This window comes from Phaeodactylibacter sp. (assembly GCF_022763345.1).
Taxonomy (GTDB): Bacteria; Bacteroidota; Bacteroidia; order Chitinophagales; family Saprospiraceae; genus Phaeodactylibacter.
Map to the genome: position 1 here is coordinate 26,391 of NZ_JALEGS010000017.1, position 15,974 is coordinate 42,364.

The 15,974-nt window shown below is 54.0% G+C and carries 15 protein-coding genes; 11 read left to right on the forward strand and 4 right to left on the reverse strand.

The annotated features are described in order from the left end of the window. The first annotated feature begins 41 nt into the window (after positions 1-41). Genes atpH through atpG form a run of 3 tightly spaced genes read left to right on the forward strand, consistent with a single transcriptional unit; the run spans position 42 to position 3,225 of the window. Positions 42-608 carry an ATP synthase F1 subunit delta gene (atpH, locus tag MRY86_RS04040; protein WP_293565617.1) on the forward strand — a complete coding sequence of 189 codons (567 nt, stop codon included), beginning with the start codon at positions 42-44 and terminating at the stop codon, positions 606-608. A gap of 54 nt (positions 609-662) precedes the next feature. Next, positions 663-2,267 (forward strand): F0F1 ATP synthase subunit alpha, encoded by a 1,605-nt coding sequence (gene atpA, locus MRY86_RS04045; protein ID WP_293565615.1) that lies wholly within the window; start codon positions 663-665, stop codon positions 2,265-2,267. A 55-nt stretch (positions 2,268-2,322) separates the two neighbouring features. After that, a complete protein-coding gene (atpG, locus tag MRY86_RS04050; RefSeq protein ID WP_293565613.1) occupies positions 2,323-3,225 on the forward strand; it encodes an ATP synthase F1 subunit gamma in 903 nt (300 codons plus the stop codon). A 128-nt stretch (positions 3,226-3,353) separates the two neighbouring features. Here atpG and MRY86_RS04055 read toward each other — a convergent pair whose 3' ends face one another. Further along, positions 3,354-3,905, reverse strand: coding sequence for a DUF192 domain-containing protein (locus MRY86_RS04055; protein ID WP_293565611.1), 552 nt, complete (start codon positions 3,903-3,905; stop codon positions 3,354-3,356). Positions 3,906-4,118: 213 nt separating this feature from the next. Here MRY86_RS04055 and MRY86_RS04060 point away from each other — a divergent pair, with 213 nt between their 5' ends. Both MRY86_RS04060 and MRY86_RS04065 read left to right on the forward strand, forming a co-directional pair. Then, entirely contained in the window at positions 4,119-4,340 is a 222-nt protein-coding gene (locus MRY86_RS04060) for a hypothetical protein (RefSeq protein WP_044217759.1), read from the forward strand. Further along, complete coding sequence (locus MRY86_RS04065) at positions 4,330-4,728, forward strand: hypothetical protein (RefSeq protein WP_282784070.1); 399 nt, start codon at positions 4,330-4,332, stop codon at positions 4,726-4,728. The genes MRY86_RS04060 and MRY86_RS04065 overlap by 11 nt, the downstream gene beginning before the upstream one ends. A gap of 156 nt (positions 4,729-4,884) precedes the next feature. Here MRY86_RS04065 and MRY86_RS04070 read toward each other — a convergent pair whose 3' ends face one another. The 3 genes from MRY86_RS04070 to MRY86_RS04080 form a co-directional block, all read right to left on the reverse strand. Then, a complete protein-coding gene (locus tag MRY86_RS04070; RefSeq protein WP_293565607.1) occupies positions 4,885-6,009 on the reverse strand; it encodes an efflux RND transporter periplasmic adaptor subunit in 1,125 nt (374 codons plus the stop codon). A 20-nt stretch (positions 6,010-6,029) separates the two neighbouring features. Continuing rightward, positions 6,030-10,316, reverse strand: coding sequence for a CusA/CzcA family heavy metal efflux RND transporter (locus MRY86_RS04075; RefSeq protein WP_293565606.1), 4,287 nt, complete (start codon positions 10,314-10,316; stop codon positions 6,030-6,032). Positions 10,317-10,382: 66 nt separating this feature from the next. Continuing rightward, the gene (locus MRY86_RS04080) at positions 10,383-10,757 is read right to left on the reverse strand and encodes a hypothetical protein (RefSeq protein WP_293565605.1); all 375 of its coding nucleotides are present in this window, start codon (positions 10,755-10,757) and stop codon (positions 10,383-10,385) included. 287 nt (positions 10,758-11,044) lie between these two features. On the opposite strand from MRY86_RS04080, the gene ribA reads away from it, so the two are divergent. From ribA to MRY86_RS04110, 6 genes are read left to right on the forward strand one after another with little or no spacing between them, the layout of a single operon-like run. After that, the gene (gene ribA, locus MRY86_RS04085) at positions 11,045-11,629 is read left to right on the forward strand and encodes a GTP cyclohydrolase II (protein ID WP_293565604.1); all 585 of its coding nucleotides are present in this window, start codon (positions 11,045-11,047) and stop codon (positions 11,627-11,629) included. A 3-nt stretch (positions 11,630-11,632) separates the two neighbouring features. Beyond that, a complete protein-coding gene (locus MRY86_RS04090) occupies positions 11,633-12,625 on the forward strand; it encodes a RibD family protein (RefSeq protein WP_293565603.1) in 993 nt (330 codons plus the stop codon). A gap of 2 nt (positions 12,626-12,627) precedes the next feature. Beyond that, positions 12,628-13,581 (forward strand): zinc-binding alcohol dehydrogenase, encoded by a 954-nt coding sequence (locus MRY86_RS04095; protein ID WP_293565602.1) that lies wholly within the window; start codon positions 12,628-12,630, stop codon positions 13,579-13,581. A gap of 3 nt (positions 13,582-13,584) precedes the next feature. Next, positions 13,585-13,956, forward strand: a complete 372-nt coding sequence (locus MRY86_RS04100) for a 6-carboxytetrahydropterin synthase (protein ID WP_293565601.1) — start codon at positions 13,585-13,587, stop codon at positions 13,954-13,956. After that, positions 13,946-14,920 (forward strand): glycosyltransferase family 4 protein, encoded by a 975-nt coding sequence (locus tag MRY86_RS04105; RefSeq protein WP_293565600.1) that lies wholly within the window; start codon positions 13,946-13,948, stop codon positions 14,918-14,920. The genes MRY86_RS04100 and MRY86_RS04105 overlap by 11 nt, the downstream gene beginning before the upstream one ends. Beyond that, complete coding sequence (locus MRY86_RS04110; RefSeq protein WP_293565599.1) at positions 14,917-15,900, forward strand: NAD(P)H-quinone oxidoreductase; 984 nt, start codon at positions 14,917-14,919, stop codon at positions 15,898-15,900. The genes MRY86_RS04105 and MRY86_RS04110 overlap by 4 nt, the downstream gene beginning before the upstream one ends. Positions 15,901-15,974: the final 74 nt, after the last annotated feature.

Sequence of the window (15,974 nt, forward strand, 5' to 3'; positions counted from 1 at the left end):
AGCGTTGCCCCGGCATTTCTTATCGAAAACTATAAATTGATATGTCTGTACAAAGAATAGCTTCCCGCTACGCAAAGTCGCTCATTGAGCTGGCTCAGGAGCAAAATAAGCTCGAAGCCGTCACGAAGGACATGGAAACCTTCAAAGAATTGCTCAGCAACCGCGACCTGTACCTGTTGCTCAAAAGCCCGGTAGTGGGGACCGACAAGAAGAAGCAGATTTTCAAAACCCTCTTCGAAGGGAAATTTGATCAACTGACCTCTTCTTTCCTTGACGTGCTGACCACCAAAGTGCGTGAAAGCTACATGCCGGAAATCGTGACGGAATACCTGGCACAGTACAAACGCCTCATGCACATCTCCACCGTTACGGTCACTACGGCGACCGAGCTGGATGAGAAAACGCTGGAGGCGATCAAGGTCAAATTGCTGGAAAGCAAAGCTACAGACGAGAAGGTAGAAATCGTTTCCGTTGTGGACCCCGACCTGATCGGCGGCTTCGTACTGGAATTTGACGATAAAATTTATGACGCCAGCCTAGCCAGCAAACTGGATGGGCTCAAGCGTCAGTTTAGGGATAACCTCTACGTTTCGCAGGTATCCAATTAACGACTTTAATACTAGAAAACCCGCTGCACCGCGCAGTGATAAAATTTTTCAGACATGGTTGATGTAAAACCTGATGAGATCTCAGCAATACTCAAACAACAACTCTCCGGTTTCAGCTCCGCAACCGAACTTGAAGAGTACGGTACCGTACTTCAGGTAGGTGACGGTATTGCGCGTGTGTACGGTTTGACCAAAGCACAGGCTGGTGAACTGGTGGAATTTGATAACGGCACACAGGCGATCGTTCTGAACCTGGAAGAAGACAACGTAGGTGTGGTACTCATGGGCCCAAGTGATGGCATCCGTGAGGGCAGCCGTGTACAGCGTACCAACCGCATCGCTTCTATCAAAGTAGGGGAAGGCTTCGTTGGCCGCGTAGTGAACGCGCTGGGTGAGCCAATCGACGGTAAGGGTGCTATCGAAGGCACGACTTACGAAATGCCTCTGGAGCGCAAAGCACCGGGTGTAATCTACCGTCAGCCGGTAAACGAGCCGCTGCAAACTGGTATCAAGTCTATCGATGCCATGATTCCAATCGGCCGTGGACAGCGGGAGCTGATCATCGGTGACCGTCAGACGGGTAAGACGGCGATTGCGATCGATACCATCATCAATCAGCGTGAGTTCTATGAGCGCGGCGAGCCGGTTTTCTGTATCTATGTAGCTTCTGGCCAGAAGGCCTCTACCGTTGCCAACGTAGCGAAGACCCTCGAAGATAACGGAGCGATGGACTACACGGTTATCGTTTCTGCTTCAGCTGCTGACCCTGCGCCGCTTCAGTTCTACGCACCATTTGCTGGTGCTGCTGTGGGCGAGTATTTCCGTGATACAGGCCGCCCAGCCCTGATCATTTATGATGACCTGTCCAAGCAGGCGGTAGCTTACCGTGAGGTATCCCTGTTGCTGCGCCGTCCTCCGGGCCGTGAGGCCTACCCTGGTGACGTATTCTACCTGCACTCGCGCCTTCTGGAGCGTGCAGCGAAGATCATCAGCAACGACGAGATTGCCCGTAATATGAACGACCTGCCGGATACCCTGGCCAACGCCAAAGACGAAAAAGGCGAGCCATTGGTGAAAGGTGGTGGTTCACTGACGGCCCTGCCGATCATCGAGACGCAGGCGGGTGACGTTTCTGCCTATATCCCGACCAACGTAATTTCCATTACCGACGGTCAGATCTTCCTCGAGTCCAACCTCTTCAACGCCGGTGTACGCCCTGCGATCAACGTAGGTATCTCCGTATCCCGTGTGGGTGGTTCGGCTCAGATCAAGTCCATGAAGAAAGTAGCCGGTACCCTGAAGCTTGATCAGGCACAGTACCGCGAACTGGAGGCATTCTCTAAGTTTGGTTCTGACCTCGATGCTGCAACCACAGCCGTACTGGATAAGGGTAAGCGTAACGTGGAAATCCTGAAGCAGCCACAGTACTCTCCGGTATCGGTTGAGAAGCAGGTAGCGATTATCTACCTGGGTACCAAAGGCAAACTGCGTAATGTACCGGTAGACAAGGTGAAGGAGTTCGAAGAGCTCTTCCTGACCACATTGGAGAAGCAGCATCCTGATGTACTCGATACATTCCGGGCTGGCAAGCTGGATAAGGAAGCTACGGACAAGGTAGAAGCACTGGCAGCCGAACTGTCTGCACAGTACAAGAAGTAAGACAATACATTATTTGATCGGCAGCCCCTGGCGGCTGCCGGCAAAATTGCTATAGATGGCTAACTTAAAAGAGGTACGGGACCGTATTAAGTCGGTTCAGAATACTCAGCAGATTACCAAGGCGATGAAAATGGTGTCAGCGGCTAAGCTGCGCCGTGCGCAGGACGCGATCCTGCAAATGCGCCCCTATGCTGATAAACTGAATCAGGTACTGCGCAACATCCTTTCCAATCTGGAAGGAGATGCCGGCAGCAGCCTTGGCGCAGAGCGCGAGGTAAAGAAAGCCTGCATCGTCGTGGTGACTTCCAACCGTGGTCTTTGCGGTGCGTTCAACTCCAACATCTCCAAAGCTGCAGCTCATTTGGTGAACACCAAGTATGCTGCGGTGCGCGAAAGCGGTAACCTGAGCATGCTATGCATCGGTAAGAAAGGAGCGGAGTACTTTAAAAAGCGCTATCCGGATCTGGACTTCATCCCGGGCTATGTCAATCTCTTTGATAACCTGAGCTTCGACAACGTTTCTGAGGTGCCTAAGATGCTCATTCAGTGTTTCGAGGATGGTGACTTTGATGCAGTGGATGTGACCTATGGCAAGTTCAAAAATGCTGCCACTCAAATTACCCAGGTGGAGCAGTTCCTCCCTGTCCCTAAGATTGAGGCGGAAGCTGGTGAAGAAGAAACGGAAGGCATGCTGGCTGACTATATCTTCGAGCCCGGTAAGGAAGCATTGCTGGAATACCTTATTCCGACCATCCTTCAAACGCAGTTCCAAAAGTACGTCCTTGACACCCACGCTTCTGAGCACGGTGCCCGTATGACGGCTATGGACAAAGCAACGGAGAACGCTCAGGAACTGCTGCGCGACCTCAAGATTTCCTATAACAAAGCGCGTCAGGAAGCCATTACAAACGAAATTCTCGAAATCGTGGGCGGTGCTGCTGCCCTCGAGAATGGGTAATATTGATCCCGCTCAGCGGGTTTTCTAGTACAATTGTTATAATCCCCCCGGCACGGCAAGACCGCGTCGGGGGGATTTTTTTAGACTATGCTGGGAATTCGCTTCTGAAGCGAATTCCCAGCATAGTCTTATTGGCGCTCAAATTCAATCCGGTCGCCCGGCTTTACCCCCAGCTTATCAGACAGGCCTCCAATTACCTCCAGTACATATTTGGCATCTCCCTGACTCGTCTGCGGGCTCAGCGTTTGGGGCTGTGCATTCTTACGGATATTCAGAATGCGCTGCTCTTCACTGATGAACATAATGTCTAGGGGGACATAAGTATTGCGCATCCAAAAGGACTGCGGCTCTGCCCGCTCCATAATGAAAAGCATGCCCTGATCCTCTTCCATGGACTTGCGCCACATCATGCCTTCTGCCCGGCCCATATCATCAGCTTTGATTTCGATATCGATAGTGCTGATCGCCTGATCGCCCTGCTCTGCATAAAACGTAAGCGTACCCTGTTTGGTAAACTGTGGCCCCGAAGCCTGGGGTGTGGATTTTGGCATAGACATATAGATTAGCCCCCCGACAACGGGGAGTGCGAGAATAGCCATCAAAAGGATAAGGTTGCGTTGTTTGCGCTGCTGAGCTTTTCTGCGCTCCGCGCGGTTGGGAAGGTTGGATTTTGCGGTCATGGGTGGTCAGGTCGTTTATGATAGTTAGCCGTAAAAATAACATACTTCGGCAAAAGATGGGAAAGGGGCGGCCTGTTTCCCGGCCTAACAGACCTGAATATTGACTTTATGATTTAGTCACACACTAGTCCGGACTCAGACCAGAAAAACAATGGAGAATTGAACTAAAATGGGTAGAGGTTTTTTGTATTATTGGATACAAACAGTTAAAAAATGGGAAAAATGAATCTTGAATTTGTGGTAGATGAAAGCGGCAACAAGAAGGCGGTAATGATCCCATTTGCAGAATGGGAAGACTTTCAAAATGAGCTGAGCGAATTCTTTGAATATAAAAAGCTTAAAGAGCGTTTAAGGAAAGCCTTCGATGAGGTACAGCAGATCCAATCCGGTGAGTTACCAAGACGCACGATGCAAAACTTTTTAGATGAGTGTTAATGTTATATTGACCCCGAACTTTGAAAGAGAAGCGAAAAAATTAATCAAAAAATACCGCTCTTTGAGGCGGGAGCTTCTGGATTTTACGGCAGAACTAGAGGGGGAACCAAGAATTGGAGTCCAAATCAGTGAAAATGTTTACAAGGTAAGGCTCGCGGTTAGAAGCAAAGGCAAAGGCAAAAGTGGTGGCATGAGGATAATTACTTACGTTGAGACTAAACTAGTCCAAAAACCAAAAGATACCGATATTTATTTATTATCTATTTACGATAAATCAGAACAAGACAATATTTCAAACCGAATGATAGCGCAAATAGTAGGAGAATTACAAGAAGAATTGAAGCAAGCTCTTTCCAGTACTTCAAGGCTAGCAAGTGAAGAAGAGTAGACTTAGCACATCAAGGGAGGTATCCAGCTATAGTTCCTTTTCGAAGACAAGGAAAAAGGCTTTTGGAATAAGAAAGTCTGCGGATGGATCAATCTACCGTGTAATACCACATAAAAGAAGGCACCCGTAATTCACAGGTGCCTCCCCACGTTCGATTTACTCTGTACCATTAATATAATACGCACCCTTAAGCGCCACCGGCGTCCGATCGGTGATATTGTTTCCACTAATCTCTACATACCCATCGGCAGCGGTGCCCGGCTTTACCGGTATTCGCTGAAAGCCATTCCCGGTTTCCTGAAAGACAAAGGCTTCTTCACCGGAGCGGATCAGCGCTTCTTCCGGCACGGTCAGTGCCATGCGGCTGTCTGTCTGTATTTTGGCAAACAGGAAGCTGCCGATCGCCAGTTTGGAGGTGCCTTCATCCAGGTGGACATGCACACGTGCGGTCTTTTGCTCCATATCAATGCTTTGGTTCACCAGGTGCACTGTACCGGTTATCGGTGCCTCTTCGCCCGGCAGGTTGGCGATCACCGGCTGTCCTTTTTTCACGCGGTGCAGGTCTTTGGCATAGACTTGCAGCTCCAGGTGGAGGTGGCTATCGTCGGTGACCTGGAAAAGCATGGTCTCCGGCTGTACGAGCTGACCAGAACGGACTTCCACGTGTGTGAGCTGACCACCGGCGGGTGCATAAATGCCGATTGCAGACTGAATTTTCTTCGTTTCCTCCACATTTTTAGCATCGATACCGATGAGTTCCAGCTCGGCTTTCAGGCCTTCGTACCGGGCCTGCATGATGGACAGTTCCGATATCGCCAGTTCATAGTCTCTCTGAGAAGCGGCATCCGACTGCGCCAGTTCCGCCTTACGGTCCCTATCTTTTTGAAGGTAAGGCAGCTGTGCAGCCGTTTCCAGGAAAGTCCGCTGAAGCCGCACCAAGTCAGGGTGGTCAATGCTGGCCAGGCGTTCGCCCCGCCGGATCTGCTCTCCGGGCAGATGGCGGATGTTGCGCACAAAACCCATCACCGGGCTGTGCACCGCCTGCTGATAAGCCGGGGGCACATCAATGGTGCCAGAGCAGGAAAGGTAAGTCGGAATTTCCCGCTGCTCGGGCTGTCCGGTTTGGATGCCTGCCTCCTTCAGTTGGGCGGCAGATAAGTGGATGAGGCCATCAGCAGTTTCGGTAGCTGCCGCCGTTTCAGTGCCGTCGGCCGGTGCGGCTTCGTTTTGGCAAGCCATTAGGCTCGCGGAAAGGATGAAGATGAAAAATACGTATTTCATGGTGGTTGTTTTAAAGTGGATTACTGAGATAGAAATTCGAGGTACAGCATCGCCTGATTGTAGCGGACCGTGAGGTTAATGCGTTCGAGCTCGCTGCTTAGGGCCGCATTTAGGCTCTGAGCGTACTGAAAGTAGTTGACTTCCCCCTGCTCCAGTTGCAGTTGGGCAAGCTGCCGCAGCTGCCGGGCCTGAGCCAGTAGTGCCGGGCCCTGTTCTTCCAGTTGCCGGGCCAGTTGCTGCCATTGCACCTGAGCCATCTGCCGTTCCTGTTCGAGCTGCTGCCGCTGCCCTTGCAGTTGCTGCGCGGCTTTGGTCGCCTCCAGTTCTGCCTGAGCGATGCGGGCGCGCTGACTCTTTTGGAAAATCGGTGCCCGCAGCCCGATCTGAACGGCATTCAGTGGTAGGTCGGGGCGAATGCTTTGTTGCATGTACCCAAACGATAACTGTGGCTGCAGGCGTTGGGCTTCCACCTCGGCCTTTGCAGCAGCGGCCTGCATTTCCTGCTCCAGCGGGCGGAGAAAAGCCTGTAGGGCAGCCGTGGTGTCTGCCGTTCCTGAAATGAGCGCCTGTAGGGAATCTGACGGCCGGACCGATGCCGGACTATAGGCCAGCTGCTGGAAACGGCGGAACGCTTGTTCCTCCTGTTGCAGGGCTTGGCGGGTAGCGCTTTGGGCTTGTGTCAGTTGCTGTTGAGCCAGGGTGTACGACAAGCGGTCGATGGCACCGGCCCGCAGCTGAAGCGCTGCCCGGTCGGCCAGATTTTGGAACACCAGCTCCTGCCGTTGGTACAATTGCAGGCGGGCCTGTTCGGCCAGCCAGTTTTGCCGGGCCTGCCTGATGCCAAAGGTGACCTGATGCTCCAGCAACGCCTGTTGGCTACCAGACAGTGCCAGTTGAGCGCGGGCCGCCGCCTCCTGTTTTTTATTCAACCCGAATGGAGACAAGGGCTGCGTAATCGAAACCTGATAATCCCCCATCGTGGTATTGTACTGCCCGAAGCCGGCCATGAACTCCGTTTGGGGGATCTCGCGGGCCGCGGTAATGCCCAGTTGGGCCTGTTGGATGCTCAGCGTACTGTTTTGCAGGTCCGGATTAAGCTCCAGCGCCTGCTGTGTGGCGTAGTCGAGTGTGAGTGGCTGTTGAGCCATAGCCGGTGTGGCCAGGAGCAGCATTGCAATCACTGCTGCACCAGGGACAGCCGGTTTCAGGTTCTTATTCGCCAGGTAGTAAAGCACCGGTAAGACGAGCAAGGTAAGCAGGGTCGCTGTGATCAGTCCGCCGATAACGACCGTCGCCAGCGGCTTTTGCACTTCCGCGCCATTAGAGGTGGAAAGCGCCATCGGTAAAAAGCCCAGTGCTGCCACCGTGGCCGTCATGATCACCGGGCGCATCCGTGCCAGCCCGCCGTCAATGACGACTTTCCGGATATCCGTGTACCCCTCTTCGTACCGCAACCGGTTGAAGTGGCTGATGAGTACGATACCATTCAGCACCGCAACGCCAAAGAGGGCGATAAACCCAACGCCTGCCGAAATACTGAACGGCATGCCCCTGGCCCAGAGCCCCAGAATGCCTCCAACGGCGGCAGTAGGCACGGCCGTGAAGATCATCAGCGCGTACTTCAGTTTGCCAAAGGTGAAGTAAAGCAAAACGAAGATCAGCGCCAGGGCTGCCGGTACGGCGACTCCCAGCCGGGCTTTGGCCGCCTCCAGGTTCTCAAACTGCCCACCGTACTTAATGTAATAACCGGCAGGCAAATCGAGCCCGGATTTGAGCTGCGCTTCGATATCAGCCACCAGGCTCGCTACGTCCCGGTCGCGCACATTCACTCCGATGTTGATGCGGCGGCGGGTGCCTTCCCGGGAAATCTGCATCGGGCCCTCTGTGTAATGCACCCGGGCTATCTCGCTCATCGGCAAAGACCGACCGTCGGGCAGATGGACGAACAACTGCTGTAGGTCAAGCTCCTGCCGGCTTGGTTGATCAAGACGGACCACGAGGTCGAACTTTCGCTCATTCTCAAAGACCACTCCTGCCGTTTCCCCGGCAAAAGCAGTGCGCACCAGGGTGTTGAGCTGTTCAATATCCAGCCCGTACTCTGCAATCTTTGGCCGGTTGAATTCGACCATCAGTTGGGGCAGGCCCTCGGTTTGTTCCACTTTGACGTCGCCGGCACCAGGAATGCCTTTGATAATGTCCGCCGCCTGGTCAGCCTGCTGTTTAAGCACGGTGGTATTCTCGCCAAAAATCTTCACGGCGATATCCGTCTTGGCGCCGGTCAGGAGCTCATTGAAGCGCAACTGAATGGGCTGGGTAAACTCAAAAGAAGCACCGGCAATGACGTCCAGTTTTTCCTTCATGGCATTGACCAGCCCTTCGCGGTCCGTAGCGCTCACCCATTCTCCCTGCGGTTTGAGGATGATCATGATGTCGGCATCCTCAATAGCCATAGGGTCGGTGGGGACTTCGGCCGTACCGATTTTAGAAACGACGTGCTCCACTTCCGGGAAATTGTCGAGGAGGATCTTTTCGGCTTTGCCAGCGGTTTTTACACTCTCCTGCAGGGAGCTGCCCGGCTGAATAGCCATCTGCATGGCCAGGTCGCCTTCTTCCAGGGTAGGGAGGAATTCAGCGCCCAGGGTGCGGAACAGGAGCACGGAGCCAATCAGGACTGCAAGTGTGGCACCCAGCACCAGTTGTGGCAGGCGTAGCGCACCCTCAAGTGTGGGGCGGTAGAGCTTGCGTAAAAAGTTAACGATACGGTCTGCAAAAGTTTTATGGGCTTTTATATTTCGCGGCATCACCCAGGCGGTCATCATCGGTACATAGGTGAGCGAAAGGATAAGCGCACCCAGCACCGCAAAGCTGAACGTCATCGCCATAGGCCGGAACATCTTTCCCTCAATACCCGTGAGCGTCATGATCGGGATAAACACCGTGAGTATGATAAATACCCCAAATACGGCTGAGCGGAAGAGCTTGGCAGACTCGTCGATGATAAGGTCATCCATCTGAGCTTGCGTCAGTTGTTTGCCTACATGATAGGTGAAAACGGCATGCAATACCCCTTCCACAATAATCACGGCTCCATCCACCACGATACCAAAGTCGATCGCGCCGAGGCTCATAAGGTTGGCTGACAGTCCGAAGTAGCTCATCAGGATAAGGGCAAAAAGCATAGCAAGGGGGATAACCGAAGCTACGATCAGCCCCGCCCGCAGGTTGCCCAGCAGGAGCACCAGGACGAAGACCACGATCAGCCCGCCTTCCAGCAGGTTGTTTTTGACGGTGTTGATGGTTTTGCCGACGAGTACAGAGCGGTCGAGATAGGGATAAAGCTCAATGCCTTCCGGCAGGGATTCCCGGACCTGTTCCACCCGGTCGTGCACATTGGCGATGGCTTCCGAGGAGTTGGCGCCTTTGAACATGAGGGTAATGCCCCCAACGGCTTCGCCTTTCCCATCCATCGTCATCGCCCCAAAGCGTTTTGGGCTGCCGAGCTGCACCTCGCCCACATCGCGGATCAGAACCGGCGTGCCGTTGCGGGTCGCCACCACGATTTGCTCGATATCTTCAAAGCTTTGTACCATACCTTCGGTACGGATGTAGTAGGCATTGGTGTTTTTTTCGATGTAGCTGCCACCGCTGTTCTGATTATTACGGGCCAGGGCATCGAAGACTTCACTAATGGCAATGTCGTAGCCCTGTAGGGTGACCGGGTTCAGGGCGACCTCGTACTGCTTGAGGTAGCCCCCGAAGCTGCTGATTTCAATGATCCCCTTAGTGCCCGCCATTTGGCGCTTGACGATCCAGTCCTGAATGGTGCGCAGCTCCATAGGGCTGTACTGATCCTCATAGCCAGGCTTCACGCGCAGGACATACTGGTAAATTTCGCCCAGCCCGGTGGTAATCGGCATCAGCTCCGGTGTGCCCAGTCCGGGCGGGATTTCCTGCTCGGCCATGCCTAGCTGTTCTTTGACATACTGCCGGGCCTGTAATATAGGTACACCGGGCTCGAATACTACGGTTACGACCGATAACCCGAAGCGGGAAATAGAGCGGATTTCGGTAACGTCCGGTATATTCGCTACAGCGATTTCGACCGGGTAGGTGATAAACTGCTCGACTTCCTGAGGGGCCAGAGAGCCGGAGACGGTTACAATTTGCACCTGATTGTTGGTGATGTCAGGTACAGCATCAATGGGGAGACGGGACAGGCTGTAAATACCTGCGCTGATCAACCCCGCTATCAACAGGAGAATGATGAGTTTATTCCGTACGGAAAACTCAATGATTGCTTTGATCATGTGTGGTTCAATTCAGACTTGAAAAAGAATAGCGGAGATCGCTCCGCCGGTAAAGCAGAATACTAATCAGGCCTGAATGGGTGGTCGGAAAACATTGGTGAGGTGGTGGTGCGGCAGAAAGCTGAGGGGCCTCTCAGTAAGGAAATGTCTGTTTTCTGCCGGTGCAGGAGAGATGACATAAGGAAACTGCAAGACGAGGTGGTCGAAAGAATGCACATGCTTCAGCGGCAGGTCTTTATGACTTTGACCTCCGTCACCATGGTCATGATGGTCAGGATTCCAGAAATGCGCACCCATGAAGTGGTGGAATGACACGGTGTCGCCCTGATCGGCAGCCAGTTCTTTATGCAACTGAAAGTGCCGGAGTGCCGAGGGGAGTTTGCTCAACTGGCTAAAGTCCGCTCCGGGCAGGAAACTGCCGAGCAGGAAATAAAATGCCATAAATTGAGCAATGTTTTTCATGGTGACTATCTCAAATACACTTCAAAAGTAGGATTAGTTTTTGTAAAGTAAAATGATATTCGTCACAGAAGGTGAAAGCAGCCCTCCTCTTTTCCAGGATGAGAAGCCCGAAGCCTGCATTCTCCGCTCATCAAAACTTTTCGCGTGAAATAAGGTTTGAAAAGAAATAAAAGAATGATCAGGTGCCTGCCCCAACAACGGGCAGCCACTGCGCTAATGATACAAAGGGGATGGTAAAGCAGATTCAGCAAAAAAACGCAACAGCAATGAAACGGCAGGCAGAAGCCATGATCCCAACGCCCTGGGGCGAGTTCAATATGGTCGCCTTTTCAGAAAGTGATGAGGATTGGATGCCGCACCTGGCGCTCATCCATAAAGACGCTGACCCCTCCGGACCTATTCTGGTGCGCCTGCACTCTGAATGCATCACCGGTGATCTTTTTGGTTCCAAACGCTGCGACTGCGGGGAGCAACTGGCAGAAGCCCTGCGCCTGGCCGCTGAGCATGGGGGCGTGGTCCTGTACCTGCGGCAGGAAGGCCGGGGCATCGGCATCATCAACAAGCTGAAAGCCTATAACCTACAGGATAAAGGCATGAATACCGTGGATGCGAATATCCACCTGGGGCTGGAAGTAGACGCCCGGCAGTACAACATCGCTATCGAAATGCTACAGGAACTGGGGATCGACAAAATCAACCTGCTGACCAATAACCCCGAAAAAATCAGTGCTTTTGACGATGCGGAAATCGATGTGCTCGCCCGCGTGCCACTGATCATCAAGCCGCAGAAAGAGAACTTTAAATACCTTAAGACAAAGCAGGACGAAATGGGGCATTTATTTAAGCTGTAAACAATGACAGATGGGCTATGGAATGGGATTTTAGCATTGCGTGCGGCTCTGTCACGCACCACCCCGCCTGTCCATTTTGCCTGCCTTTCCGCATCCGGCGAAGTTTCTCTTAACAAGCCGCTTTCCGCAGATAAAGTCGTTTATATCGCGCTTGACACAGGCGCCCACGATCCCCTTCCCGGTCAGGCCCACCTCCAGAGAATAGATACTTTACGTTTTAGCATACGCAAGCACGGAGACTTCGATGCCGTTGTTCTTCAATACCTTCGAACTTACCTGCCCTACCTTTTTTTGCCCCAAATGGCGGATCAAATGCAGCGCGCCTGCACGGTAGCCCACTTTGCACAGTCGCTCGATGGTAAAATCGCCACCGAATCCGGCCACTCCAAATGGATTGGCAATGACGAAAACCTGGTGCACGCCCACCGCATGCGTGCACTATGCGATGCCGTACTGATTGGTGGCGGCACTCTGGCCTGCGACCGGCCCCGGCTGACGGTCCGGCATGTAGCCGGCGAGCATCCCATCCGCGTGGTGGTGGGCCGTCCTGATGCGGATTACGATTCCCTGCTAAAAGCCTGTGATCAGCCCATCTTTGTGTATGGCACTACAAAAGCCTGTGTGGATGCCCCCGTGGATTACACGCAATTGCCAGACTCACCGGAGGGCAGAGCATGTTCCCTTCGGGTACTGCAGGCGCTGTATAGCCGGGGCATTCGGACCGTTTATCTGGAAGGGGGCCCCACCACCACTTCCCGTTTCCTGAAAGACGGAGCAGTAGATATCCTGCAGTTGCATATTTCGCCCATGCTGTTTGGCTCGGGCATGGGAGCTGTGCAGTTCGCGCCAATCGCTAAAGTAGACGAAGCCATTGCTTTCCATAGCTTCACTTTTGAGCCGGTGGGCGATACGATGATGTTCGTGGGCATACCCGAAAATATACAACAGTCGGTCCCGGTTACTCCGGAAGTCACCGCCACGCCAAAAAGTCAGTAAATATGTCTCATGCCCTATGGCACCTTTCGGATATTCAATCCGCTATTCAGCCCGCTGAGCATTCCGATGAAGGCCTGCGTGTACGGGCGCATTACTCCTTGGTCAGCACCGGTACAGAACGCCTCGTTGCCACCGGTGGGGTGCCCCGTTCCCTGCATACCGATATGCGGGTACCGGGTATGATTGGCACTTTCAGCTTCCCGCTGACCTATGGCTATAGCTGGGTAGGGCAAGTGGAAGCGCCTGGCCATCCGTTGCATGAACAAATGGTGCATACCCTCTGGCCCCATCAAACGGAAATCTGTGCCCCTGCTGAAGCGCTATTTCCTATTCCTCCTGAAGTCCCTGTGCTGCGGGCAACCCTGGCCAGCAATATGGAGACAGTGGTGAATGCCATCTGGGACAGCGGTGTCAGCCTGGGCGACCGGGTGCTGGTGGTGGGTTTCGGGATGATCGGGGGCTTACTGGCCCGGACCCTGTCGCGCATGCCGGGCGTACAGGTGCAGGTGGCAGAAACAAATGAACAACGCCGGTCGCAGCACCTGGAAATGGGGTTTGAAGCATGGGATGGACAGCCGACAGACCTCGCTTTTCATACCACCGCCACAGGTGATGGGCTGCAACAAGCTATAGATGCTGTGGGGCAGGAAGCCAAGATCATCGAACTAAGCTGGTACGGCGAGCAGGAAGCAAAAGTGCAGTTGGGCGGCGATTTCCACTACGGGCGCAAGCAAATCATCAGCTCGCAGGTGGCCAATCTTCCGTCAGGCCACCAGGTACGCTGGGATTTTCACCGCCGTAAAGCCCTGGTGATGAAATTGCTGGGGGACCCGGGCTACGATGCTCATATCACCCAACTGCTGCCATTCGCACAGGCGCCGGCTTTTTTTGAGGAACTGCGCTCAGGCGTTATACCCTCTCTGGGTACTGCCTTCGATTATTCATCCAAAATATAAGATATGTTCAGCGTTACCATCCGACAGCACATTATGATTGCGCACTCCCTGCCACACCCGGACTTTGGGCCGGCACAGCGGCTGCACGGCGCGACCTACGTTACCGATGTGACCTTCTACAGCGGTCAACTCACGGAAATGGGCATCGTCATCGATATCGCCCTGGCTCACGATGCGCTAAAGAAAGCCCTTGCTCCTTTGGATTATCAAAACCTGGACGAGCTGCCGCAATTCAAGGGCAAGCTGACGACTACCGAGTTTTTGGCTCTGTATATTCACGGGCAGGTAAAGGCAGCTGTGGCTGATCAGTTTGACGGACGGATCAAAGTCGTCCTCGGTGAGTCGCACGAAGCCTGGGCGGCCTATGAAGCCTAAGGAGCAAGCGTATGCCTTTCTCATTCCGGATACCGGAGCCTTTGTGTCCGGCGGCAACCTTTACAACCGCCACCTGATCGATGCCCTGCGCGAGCGGGGGCACACCATTTACGAAAGTGCCCAATCGGAGGGCCTGCCGGAAGGGGTGCCGATGCTCACAGACACCCTACTTGCCCCAACGCTGCCACCTGCACTTGCGAAGCAATCCGGGCTGATCGTGCACCACCTGCAAAGCCTGCACCCACCGGCGGGATGGAAGGGGGCAGACTGGTTTCGGGAAAAGGAATGGCCCTGGCTGCAGCGCTTTGGCTGGTATTTGGCGACAAGCCCCTACACGTCGGATTACCTGCGGGACCGGGGTGTTTCCAAACCGATTGAGGTGATTGAGCCCGCCCTGGAACTGCTGCCGGTGGTGCAGGACAAAATAGCCCACCCCATTCAAGCCATGGTGGTCGCTAATGTAGTGGAACGCAAAGGCATACTGCCCCTGCTGAACGCCTGGGCAGCCGCGCCACCCGAAGGCGTAGTGCTCAGTTTGGCTGGTAATCAGGACATGGAACCCGCATACGCCAAACAGTGCCTGTCGGTTGCGGAAAAGCTGGAAGGCGTACACTACCTGGGCACGCTGACACAGGAAGCCCTTAGGGCGGCCTACACCCACTCCAACCTGTTGATCTCAGCTGCTTACATGGAGACCTACGGTATGGCCCTGCAGGAAGCAGCAGCGGCAGGGTTGCCTATTTTGGCGTATGCCGGGGGCAATGTGCCCAACCACGTGGAGGCCGGCCGGAACGGGGAGCTTTGCCTGTCTCATGCCGAAATCGTATCTTGGTTGGACAGATGGGCAACGCAGCCTGAAACTTTCAAGCCTTATCTTGAACACGCCCGCGCCCTCGCACCTGGCCGTCAGCGTCTTTGGGCCGATGCTGCAGCTCAGTTTGAAGCCATTAAAATACAACGATGAAAGCCATACAAATTAAAGATTTTGGAGGCCCGGAAGAACTCTATCTGGGCGATTATGAGACCCCTACCCCTGCCGCGAACGAAATACTGGTCAAAGTGGAAGCCACAGCCCTCAACCGGGCCGATACCCTTCAGCGTATGGGCCGATACCCCCCGCCGGAAGGTGATAGCCCGATTATGGGACTGGAGATGGCCGGTGAGGTGGTGGAAGTCGGCGAGCAGGTCATTCACTGGAAGATTGGCGATAAAGTCTGCGGGCTGCTGGGCGGCGGTGGCTATGCCGAGTATGCGGTGATTCCCGAGCGCCTGGCCCTGCCCTGGCCCGAAGGTTTTGATGCCGTGCAGGCCGCAGCGGTCCCAGAGGTATTTCTTACCGCTTTTCAAGCCCTGCGCTGGCTGGCCCACCTGCAGGAAGGCGAGCGGGTACTAATTCATGCGGGCGCAAGCGGGGTGGGCACTGCTGCCATCCAACTGGCCAAAGTCATGGGCGCACATCCGGTGGTCACTGCATCGGCGGGCAAGCATGGCCTTTGTCAGGAACTGGGCGCGGAACTGGCCATTGACTACAAGACAGAAAATTTTGCCGAAAGGCTAAAGGACTATACCAAGGGGGAAGGCGTGAATGTGGTTGTGGACTTCATCGGCGGGCCTTATCTGCAGCAAAACCTCGACGTTATGGGGCTGGAAGGGCGTATGGTGCTCCTGGCTTTTCTGGGCGGGGTGAAAGTGGATAACCTCAATATCGCACCGGTTTTGCGCAAGCGGCTTCAGGTTATTGGCTCCACCCTGCGCGCCCGGGACTTGGAGTACAAAATCCGCCTCTCCAGCGATTTGCAACTTTTTGCCTGGCCCTTGTTTGCGAACGGACAGTTGCGCCCGATTGTCGATAAGGTCTACGATTGGTCAGAAGTGGCGGAGGCCCACCGGTATATGGAAAGCAATCAGAGCAAAGGGAAGATTGTGCTGCGGGTGGGGACATAAGCTTTGCAGTTAGTGATAGCAAGATGGTGTAACCTGGAGTTTAGGCATAAAGCCTGAACTGAGTATTGGTTTGA

Excerpts from the sequence above, each read along its gene's own strand:
- MRY86_RS04065 (WP_282784070.1), top strand. The coding sequence starts at position 4,330 with ATGAGTGTTAATGTTATATTGACCCCGAACTTTGAAAGAGAAGCGAAA.
- MRY86_RS04055 (WP_293565611.1), bottom strand. The coding sequence starts at position 3,905 with ATGACCGCAAAATCCAACCTTCCCAACCGCGCGGAGCGCAGAAAAGCT.
- MRY86_RS04080 (WP_293565605.1), bottom strand. The coding sequence starts at position 10,757 with ATGGCATTTTATTTCCTGCTCGGCAGTTTCCTGCCCGGAGCGGACTTT.
- MRY86_RS04110 (WP_293565599.1), top strand. The coding sequence starts at position 14,917 with ATGAAAGCCATACAAATTAAAGATTTTGGAGGCCCGGAAGAACTCTAT.
- MRY86_RS04095 (WP_293565602.1), top strand. The coding sequence starts at position 12,628 with ATGTCTCATGCCCTATGGCACCTTTCGGATATTCAATCCGCTATTCAG.
- MRY86_RS04060 (WP_044217759.1), top strand. The coding sequence starts at position 4,119 with ATGGGAAAAATGAATCTTGAATTTGTGGTAGATGAAAGCGGCAACAAG.
- atpH (WP_293565617.1), top strand. The coding sequence starts at position 42 with ATGTCTGTACAAAGAATAGCTTCCCGCTACGCAAAGTCGCTCATTGAG.
- MRY86_RS04070 (WP_293565607.1), bottom strand. The coding sequence starts at position 6,009 with ATGAAATACGTATTTTTCATCTTCATCCTTTCCGCGAGCCTAATGGCT.
- MRY86_RS04100 (WP_293565601.1), top strand. The coding sequence starts at position 13,585 with ATGTTCAGCGTTACCATCCGACAGCACATTATGATTGCGCACTCCCTG.
- atpA (WP_293565615.1), top strand. The coding sequence starts at position 663 with ATGGTTGATGTAAAACCTGATGAGATCTCAGCAATACTCAAACAACAA.
- MRY86_RS04075 (WP_293565606.1), bottom strand. The coding sequence starts at position 10,316 with ATGATCAAAGCAATCATTGAGTTTTCCGTACGGAATAAACTCATCATT.
- atpG (WP_293565613.1), top strand. The coding sequence starts at position 2,323 with ATGGCTAACTTAAAAGAGGTACGGGACCGTATTAAGTCGGTTCAGAAT.
- MRY86_RS04090 (WP_293565603.1), top strand. The coding sequence starts at position 11,633 with ATGACAGATGGGCTATGGAATGGGATTTTAGCATTGCGTGCGGCTCTG.
- ribA (WP_293565604.1), top strand. The coding sequence starts at position 11,045 with ATGAAACGGCAGGCAGAAGCCATGATCCCAACGCCCTGGGGCGAGTTC.
- MRY86_RS04105 (WP_293565600.1), top strand. The coding sequence starts at position 13,946 with ATGAAGCCTAAGGAGCAAGCGTATGCCTTTCTCATTCCGGATACCGGA.